Annotated in this window: 9 protein-coding genes; 8 read left to right on the top strand and 1 reads right to left on the bottom strand. The window is 53.5% G+C overall.

Going from position 1 to position 7,672, the window contains the following annotated elements; all coding sequences use genetic code 11:
* Together KIH75_RS09630 and KIH75_RS09625 are read left to right on the top strand one after the other, a co-directional pair.
* Positions 1–824 (top strand): DinB/UmuC family translesion DNA polymerase (locus tag KIH75_RS09630; protein ID WP_476695626.1); only part of this gene is annotated, 824 nt, incomplete at its 5' end.
* Complete coding sequence (locus tag KIH75_RS09625; RefSeq protein ID WP_219056490.1) at positions 821–1,048, top strand: hypothetical protein; 228 nt, start codon at positions 821–823, stop codon at positions 1,046–1,048. The genes KIH75_RS09630 and KIH75_RS09625, both read left to right, overlap by 4 nt.
* Before the next feature lie 87 nt (positions 1,049–1,135).
* Here the strand turns inward: KIH75_RS09625 and KIH75_RS09620 are convergent, their stop codons facing one another.
* Positions 1,136–1,744, bottom strand: a complete 609-nt coding sequence (locus KIH75_RS09620) for a helix-turn-helix domain-containing protein (protein ID WP_045920199.1) — start codon at positions 1,742–1,744, stop codon at positions 1,136–1,138.
* Between the two features lie 332 nt (positions 1,745–2,076).
* Between KIH75_RS09620 and KIH75_RS09615 the strand changes: the two genes are divergently transcribed.
* From KIH75_RS09615 to KIH75_RS09590, 6 genes are all read left to right on the top strand, one after another.
* A complete protein-coding gene (locus KIH75_RS09615; RefSeq protein WP_187128108.1) occupies positions 2,077–2,250 on the top strand; it encodes a hypothetical protein in 174 nt (57 codons plus the stop codon).
* Between the two features lie 107 nt (positions 2,251–2,357).
* Complete coding sequence (locus KIH75_RS09610) at positions 2,358–3,269, top strand: DUF6591 domain-containing protein (RefSeq protein WP_219056489.1); 912 nt, start codon at positions 2,358–2,360, stop codon at positions 3,267–3,269.
* A gap of 208 nt (positions 3,270–3,477) precedes the next feature.
* The gene (locus tag KIH75_RS09605) at positions 3,478–4,785 is read left to right on the top strand and encodes a DUF4839 domain-containing protein (protein WP_219056488.1); all 1,308 of its coding nucleotides are present in this window, start codon (positions 3,478–3,480) and stop codon (positions 4,783–4,785) included.
* Positions 4,786–4,826: 41 nt separating this feature from the next.
* A complete protein-coding gene (locus KIH75_RS09600) occupies positions 4,827–5,402 on the top strand; it encodes a hypothetical protein (protein ID WP_134817028.1) in 576 nt (191 codons plus the stop codon).
* A gap of 41 nt (positions 5,403–5,443) precedes the next feature.
* The gene (locus KIH75_RS09595) at positions 5,444–6,619 is read left to right on the top strand and encodes an SPFH domain-containing protein (protein WP_219056487.1); all 1,176 of its coding nucleotides are present in this window, start codon (positions 5,444–5,446) and stop codon (positions 6,617–6,619) included.
* Positions 6,620–6,635: 16 nt separating this feature from the next.
* On the top strand, positions 6,636–7,430 hold the full coding sequence (locus tag KIH75_RS09590) for an FxLYD domain-containing protein (RefSeq protein WP_219056486.1): 795 nt from the start codon (positions 6,636–6,638) through the stop codon (positions 7,428–7,430).
* Positions 7,431–7,672 lie beyond the last annotated feature (242 nt).

The following is a 7,672-nucleotide window of genomic DNA, read 5'->3' as shown; positions in this document are numbered from 1 at the left end:
TGCTCATCGACCATGCGTGGGGGTATGAGCCGTGCACGATTGCCGACATCAAGGCGTACAAGCCGGCCGGGCACAGCATGAGCTCGGGGCAGGTACTTACAGGCGCGGTGGGGTACGATGCGGCGCGGCTGATCGTGCGCGAAATGGCGGACACCCTATCGCTGGACCTGGTGGCCAAAGGGGTGAAGGCCGGGCGAATGGGACTGATGGTCGGCTATGATACGGCAAGTCTCGACCCGAAACGGCTGGGAGAGTGCGACACGCCGGAATTGAGGGCCGCCGCCGAACAGGCCATCGCCGGATACAGCGGGCCCATTGCGATCGACCGATACGGGCGCCGCGTGCCCAAACCCGCCACCGGGTCGATCGGCTTGGGCGGGTTCACCTCGTCCACCACGCGCATTTGCGATGCTGTCGACGAGTTGTTCCGCCGTATCGTGGACCCGGGGCTGTTGGTGCGCCGCTTGAATGTAGTCGCCTCGGAACTGCAGGCGGGTGAGGAAACGGGCGCACGGGAAGGCGCGCCGAACTATACCCAGCCCGATCTGTTCGCGGCGTTTTCGGACACGGGGGATGGGGGTGGTGAGGATGGCAGGCAGGCGGATTTCCGCGCTGCGGGAGAGGCGCTCGCTGACGCGCGTGCCGGTTCGCTCGCCGGTTCACGTGCCGGTTCGCGTGCCGAAGAGGATGAGCGTCATGTGCAGCAGACCCTGCTTGACATCAAACGCAGATTCGGCAGGAACGCCGTCATCAAAGGCATGGACCTGTTCGACGACGCGACCGGCCAACAGCGCAACCAGCAGATCGGAGGCCACGCGGCATGAGCCTGCAGGAAACCCACAAATACGATGACATCATCGAGCTGCCGCACCACACGTCGCGCACGCATCCGCGGATGAGCATGCATAACCGGGCGGCTCAGTTCATGCCGTTCGCGGCGCTCACCGGGTACGAGGACGTACTCGATCGCACGGTTCGCGCCAACGAGGAGGCCATTGCCAGGGCTAACTCCCCGGTTGATGTGGCGGAAGGCTATATGCCTGCCTGATGTGGGTGTGACCTGCCGATTTTGCCGAAAGCGCTGGCGCATGTGGGTTGCGCTTTCGGTGGTAGTGAAGGCTGCGCTGTTGGTGTCTTATTCCGGCAGAGGATAGGCGTCGTGGAGTAATGAGGAGAAGCTCTCCTTTGCGATACCGTAGAACGCGCCGAGCAGTAGCTGAAGAGCCAGATCATCCGGCAGATCGTTGTCATTGGCAAGGGAGCCGAGAATGCCTTCGAATTTCTGCGGATTGTTGTTCCAGATTGCTGACATCTCCTGTAATGTCAGCAGCTTCGTTGCCAGTTCGGGAAATTTCGGCGACGACAGAAGCCGGTTGATGGTGGCGGCACGGTATTCGTGCATCGGGTCATCTGCATGCGCGTGATTAGTGTTCTGCGGTGCCGGCGATGTTCTGATCCATGACTGGATGGCGGTGATGGAGCTGCTGCTTAGCCCGGTGAATGCGCAGGCGTGGCTCATGGCATAGGTTTTCTCATCCGTTTCGCCGGTTAGATAGCCGACATCCACGCCGAAGAAGTCAGCGATGGTTGCCATGGTCTCATATTTGGGGAACCCGATTTCGCCCGATGAGGTGCGGTTGCCGGTGTTCAGCCATCTGCTGACGTCCTTTTGATGGAATTTCGTGAGATACTGCCGGTTTAATGCGCGTACGAAATCCAGTTGCGTGAGGCCTCGTTCATCCATGCATTGCCTGAGTCGTGCTCTCCAACAGGCGCTGCTTCGTGCTGATATACCACTCATGGTGTAAACCCCCTTCAAAATACGAGTGAATTATAACATGTTACGTCATTGACGCCATAGCAGGGATGAAAGAGGATAGACACCAAAAGGAGAGAACTCATCTGCTGCGGGGTTCAACGCCGCATTTTCGCGTCTTGTGAAAGAAAGGAGAAACCGCTCGCGAAAAAATCACGCCCCCTGATGACGGGTTCCGGAACAAGGCCGATTCATGGTCTTGGAATGGCTGAAGGTCAGTCGTTTCTCATAGGGAACGCCGTCAGGAAGGAAGCAAGGTCATGTTCGCGCAACTGGCAAACACGATTCTGCACGGCGTACGCATATTCGATGAGGCGGCAAAGAACACCACGCCGACCGAGATGAATCGCCCCGATGATTGCAACGAGGCACGGAGCGGACATCATCGCGGTGAGAACTCCCACAAGAAAGGAAACGACAATGACGTTCGATGACGAGCCGGGAAAGATGGCTTGCGGACTCTATATCGGGTCAGCGGGAAATGGGAACACGATTTGCGAAACGGCGACGCAGCTATTTCGGAAGAATTAAGGAGATGAAAATGAAAAACGGGACTGCGAAAATCAGCTGTGCCCTTGCGGCCTTGGCCCTAGTCATTACTGCGGGTCTTTCTGGATGCGGGGTTGAGACAAACAACAAGAATGGTGCATCCCCAAAGCAGAACACTGCGACGTCATCTAAGAATAAGAAGCAGTTTGCAAAAAACGTGCCTGACGTGGCGGGGCTTCCTTGGAGCGTGGAAGAAGCCATGGAAGACGGCTCCGAACGTGTACAAGTTCAATATACGAATACATTGAATGAAAGTCTGTCGGCTTTCTCGGTGCTGTACAAGATTAAAGATGACGTAACGGATGATCAGCTAAGCAGTGCCTTTGCCGACTCTCTGGAAGCCTCTGCGAACAGCGACAGTGAGGATAAGTTGACCGTTGATGATCTGCGCAAGGCAAACTTGCAATGTGAAAGTGAGATGATAGTCAAGCCGGGAGAAAGAGGCATTGCTACCTGCGCATTCGGCTGGTACTACGCAACGAGCGAGGATCAGGTGAAGCTTTGGGACGTTGATAAGGTCAAGGTCACTTGCATCAGCAAGGACGGGAAGAATCTTGAAACATTTTACTATACCCCGGCAAAGAAGAAGACCATCAAAGACAGTATTGTCGATCCGGCCTATACGTGGCCTGACAATGATCTGTCGGCTAAGCTTCCGAAGCCTAATTACCCAGTCGTTACTGTAGGCATTGATTCAGCAACTGGTTTTGATTTCGATATCAAGGGCGTTCCGGTAAGTGAAACTAAAGTCTATGCGAAAGCATGCGAAGACATGGGATGGCAAGTGGAGCGGGAGTCCGACGAAGATACCTATAACTTTGTCGTAAAAGATGGATACCGTCTGCATATCTACTATTCGAATGACTATATTTCCGTTAGCTTGATGAAAGCAGCTGAACAATAGCGCGGATTTGTGAAGGCGAAGTCGTTCTCCGCCCCACATTTGGCGGTATGGGGAACGGCTTCGTCCTAGTAAATAGCCAAGAGTAGAGGGGCCGCTCAGAAAAACATGGAAATGGTTCTGGAATCAGTTGGGACGTCGGCCAAGTCGTTTCCATGATGTCGGAACATCACGAAGTGCCTCTGCAGCGCCTTTACAGAGGGAGAAGGACATGACCAAGGAAGACAAACCGCAGCCGTCGAATATCAATCAGACGATGCAGCTGACTCTGCCGGTTGATCACGCCTATGACGTGCTGAAGAACATGCTTTCCTGCAGCGCGATGTTTATGATGCGCCGCTGGGATGATGAGAAGCGGTCGATTTCGTTCAGTTCCTTCGATGATATCGATCTTGTTGCAGTGATTCATGAGAAATCCGAATCCGAATGTGAGGTCAGGGTAACGTCGGATAGCCGGGATGCGAATCGTGCTGTACGGCGTATCGGCGATTTCTTCCGGGACTACCAGGCGCAAGTCGGCACGACTTCAGTGCAGTTGGACCATGAGCGTCGAACGGCATCGCGGAGAGCGGATGCAAGGAAAGAGACGAAACATGGAAGCGGATCTGTGGCTGTTGCCTCCGAGTTGGCGCAACGTGTCTCCAATGCACCTCTTACCACGAAAATTCTCGTAGGCTTTGTCGTTCTTTTTATCGTCATAGGTCTTATCTGCGGCATCACCTCGTGCGGGGCTTCGTCCAAAGCGGCCAATGATGGGAAGATAGCGATTCCGGAGTCTTCATCCGAATTCGAAGGTGAAAACTACAAGGACGTGGTCACAAGACTGGAATCGGCGGGTTTCACCAATATTGAGACCGAAGGCCTTGGCGATCTGATCACAGGATTCTTCCATAAGGATGGGGACGTCAAGACAGTGTCGGTCAATGGAAGTACGAGCTATAGCTCCAATCAAAAATTCCGGCCGGATGTACGGGTTGTCATCAGATATCATTCCTACTCAACAAGTAGCTCGTCATCGGAAAACGAGGATGATTCCACTTCTTCAGAGGAATCAAAGGCGGAAACTGACGATGCAGAGAACGAGCCCTCCAGCTCGTCTAACTCGTCGGAAGGCAAAAGCGAATCCCCGCAAACCGATGAAGGCAATATTTCGATGCAGAACAACCAGGAATTCGCCCAGATACTTGCGGGCGGAGATTCCGGGCAGGCCATCGAGAGTTTTGCAAACAAGTATCAGGGGCGCAATATCGAATTCGATGGCTATACGGCATCGGTATTACCGCATGACTCAAACAAGACACGATTCGACTATCTGATCCTTGCCGGAAATGTAGGGGGTACGTATGGTCCGAACTTTCATTTCAGTGATGTGAATTATTACGATCTTCACTTGACCGGTGACAATGTTCCGAGCTCGTTTACTGAGGGGCTCAACATTCATGTCATCGCTGAAATCGAAAGCTATGACTCCGCATCCGGCTTGTTCGAGCTCAAACCTGTTTCCATCACGATGAGATGAGAATCGCCATGCCTGGATACATGCCATTCCCCAATGAGACGGTGACGCTCACCAGCCATTGCGCGCGCTGCAAGAACATCGACGGAGAGCAGAATAATGCCAAACTCATGCTCACCAATATGCGTCTGGTATACGAATGGAGCAGCAAAACACGGATGGGGGAGGACCTTTCATGCCTGTCCTACCCATTGAACGAGCTGGCAACGCAGAAAGACGAGATTCGAGCAGATTGCCAAACTTCAGATTATGAAACAAGCTTCAAACTCCACCCAGCCGGGGAGGAAGTCTCCTTCGTTTTCCGTAGCCCGGAGAAAAACGCGAGCCGTAAGGTGGCTGCCGCATGGCTGGACGCAATCAATATGGCGGTGACGGGAACCAAATCCTCCGCAGCCATGGCTTTACGCAGAAGCGTTCCTGGAGTCGAAATGCTAGCTGGTGCGTTGAAAGACACGTTCGATGTGGTCAAAACGACTTTTGCCGGCCCAAATACAAATCAGCGGAGCGCTTCCGCGAGAAAAGCCATCACGGCAAAATGCATTGGATGCAGAGCTCCGCTTTCGGGGTGGACCGGTATGACCGTGCAATGCAAATACTGCGATACGGTGCAGACGCTGTGACTGGAACGGATAACGGGCTAAACGGGAACGAGGAATAAGACATGGGCATGTTACGCGCAATCGGAGGAGCAGTAGGCGGAACTCTGGCCGACCAGTGGAAGGACGTCATCACTGCTGGTCGGTTTGACGAGCATTCCGCGGTCGTGCCCGGCGTTCTAAAGGATGAAGACAACGGCCGCGGCTCCAACGGGCGTGGCTCGGAAGGCGTCATCACCAACGGTTCAAAGATTTACGTGCCGGAGAACACGGCGGCGTTCATCTTCAACCAGTCCGGCATTGAGAATATCATCTCCCAGCCAGGCGGCTACGAATATCATGACGGGCAGGAAAGCATCTTCAATGGCGACGGAGTAAAGAAATCGATCTTCAAACAGATCGGCGAGCGCATCGGTTACGGCGGTATCACGTCCGATTACAAGCAGATTGCCTTTGTGAATCTGCGTGAGATTCGTGACATCAAGTTTGGCACGCGAGGCCCGCTCATGTATAACGATCTGTTCTATGGGACGGATCTTGAGATTTTCGCCTATGGTTCGTTCACCATCCAAATCGGTGACCCGGTGCGGTTCATCCGTAATTTCGTTCCGGCGAACGTTACCTACTACTCGTTTGATGATCAGCGAGCACGTTCGCAGATTCTGGCTGAGTTTCTGCAGTCGTTCACGGTGGCACTGAATGCGCTGTCAACGCAGTACAGAATCTCGCAGTTGCCAGCGCAGGCGAATGATATTGCGCTCAAGGTAGCGAATGATGGGCAGAACGCGGGGACGTGGCCTGCCCGGTTCGGGTTCAATATCGTCAAGATCGGTATCGAGAACATCGAGTTTTCGGATGCTTCGCGTGAACTTGTACAGAAGTTCTCCGCCAACAAGATGGACCTGAAGGCGTATGAGGATGTGTCGCAGCACGCTTCGAATGTGGCGGCGCAGCAGAAGATTGCGCATGGTGTTGAGGCACATGGGTTCGGTGATGCGGGTGCGATGATGTTCGGCGCGGCCTTCGCGCAGGGCGTGAATCCTGTGACCGGGGCGCAGGCCAATGCTGTAGTTGCGGAGCAGACTATGGCGGCGCAACAGTCGGCTTCGACCGTGGCTGTGCCTTCCATGTCGGTCGGTGAACAGTTGGACGCGGTCAAGAAGCTCAAGGAGTTGCTTGACGCGGGGATCTTGACCAAGGACGAGTTCGATTCCAAAAAGAAACAGATTCTTGGTCTATAGATATAAGGAGGACAACATGATGAAGAAGGTCTTTGCTGCGATACTGAGCATTGCATTGATTGCTGGTGTATCCGCATGCGGCGAGAAGAAGGCCGAGGGGCCAGACTATGCCGATGACGAGGCGATGTCCATTATCGCGGAGGGTTTCAGCAAGCGTTCCTCTCTTATCGATAAGCTCAAGGGACAGGGCAAGGATACAAGCGAATCAAAGAATTTTCAGCAGATTATTCAGGCTGAGATCGATAATGATAAGCCGTTGAAGGCTCGTCAGTTCAAGGATTCGAAGCTCCAGGAGCAGATCATCGCCTATTTGAATTCGCTGGATGATCAGCTGGCCGTAGTCAAGAAATACTCGAGTACCAGTGCTGAATACACTACTGCGTGGAGCGAAGCATATGACAAGCGGTCCACAATTCTGAAGACATTCGTGGATAAGTATGGGCTTAAGGTCGATTCGAAATACCAAGACGCTCTTGACGATCTGGTTCGTAACGGCAATTCCGTTCAGGAGAAGAACGAGACGGATCAGGTGATCAATAATCTGGTCTCATCGGCTCAATTTGACAGAACAGAAGCGGAATATGGTGGTTACTACACGTATTCCGCAGTCATCGAGAACACCAGTAAAATCAATTTCAGCAATGTCTCGCTGCTGTTGGCGCTCTATGATGCTGACGGTGTGAAGGTCGAGGAGACTTTTGCCAACACCAGTTCATGGGCGGCAGGTGAGAAGGTTCGGTTCGAGGCTGGTACTGATGTGAACGCCGCACAGGTCAAGGTATCGGTCGGTAACTACGACGTGGTGAAGTAGGGGACGCTTTTTGTCGTTGCGCCGGCTGATATGAAAGTTCAGTTATCGGAGTCGTACCAGCCGGTCATCTGCTAGTATTTTCATGTCAACATGTAGACACAGTATATGAATGCAATGGTAGTGCCCGAAAAGTTGCGCACTTTGGATCATGGCCGTCCATGGCGCGATGATCAGTTCGCTTCCACGAGGTTGTCATCGAGCCGGGACATGTCCAGGTAGCGGCGGTTCGACCATTCGTTCGC

The organism is Bifidobacterium pongonis (assembly GCF_019331805.1).
GTDB lineage: Bacteria > Actinomycetota > Actinomycetes > Actinomycetales > Bifidobacteriaceae > Bifidobacterium > Bifidobacterium pongonis.
The sequence above is the reverse complement of the archived record's forward strand: the minus strand, read 5'-3'. Positions and strand labels throughout refer to the sequence as shown.

Excerpts from the sequence above, each read along its gene's own strand:
- KIH75_RS09625 (WP_219056490.1), top strand. The coding sequence starts at position 821 with ATGAGCCTGCAGGAAACCCACAAATACGATGACATCATCGAGCTGCCG.
- KIH75_RS09620 (WP_045920199.1), bottom strand. The coding sequence starts at position 1,744 with ATGGATGAACGAGGCCTCACGCAACTGGATTTCGTACGCGCATTAAAC.
- KIH75_RS09615 (WP_187128108.1), top strand. The coding sequence starts at position 2,077 with ATGTTCGCGCAACTGGCAAACACGATTCTGCACGGCGTACGCATATTC.
- KIH75_RS09610 (WP_219056489.1), top strand. The coding sequence starts at position 2,358 with ATGAAAAACGGGACTGCGAAAATCAGCTGTGCCCTTGCGGCCTTGGCC.
- KIH75_RS09605 (WP_219056488.1), top strand. The coding sequence starts at position 3,478 with ATGACCAAGGAAGACAAACCGCAGCCGTCGAATATCAATCAGACGATG.
- KIH75_RS09595 (WP_219056487.1), top strand. The coding sequence starts at position 5,444 with ATGGGCATGTTACGCGCAATCGGAGGAGCAGTAGGCGGAACTCTGGCC.
- KIH75_RS09590 (WP_219056486.1), top strand. The coding sequence starts at position 6,636 with ATGATGAAGAAGGTCTTTGCTGCGATACTGAGCATTGCATTGATTGCT.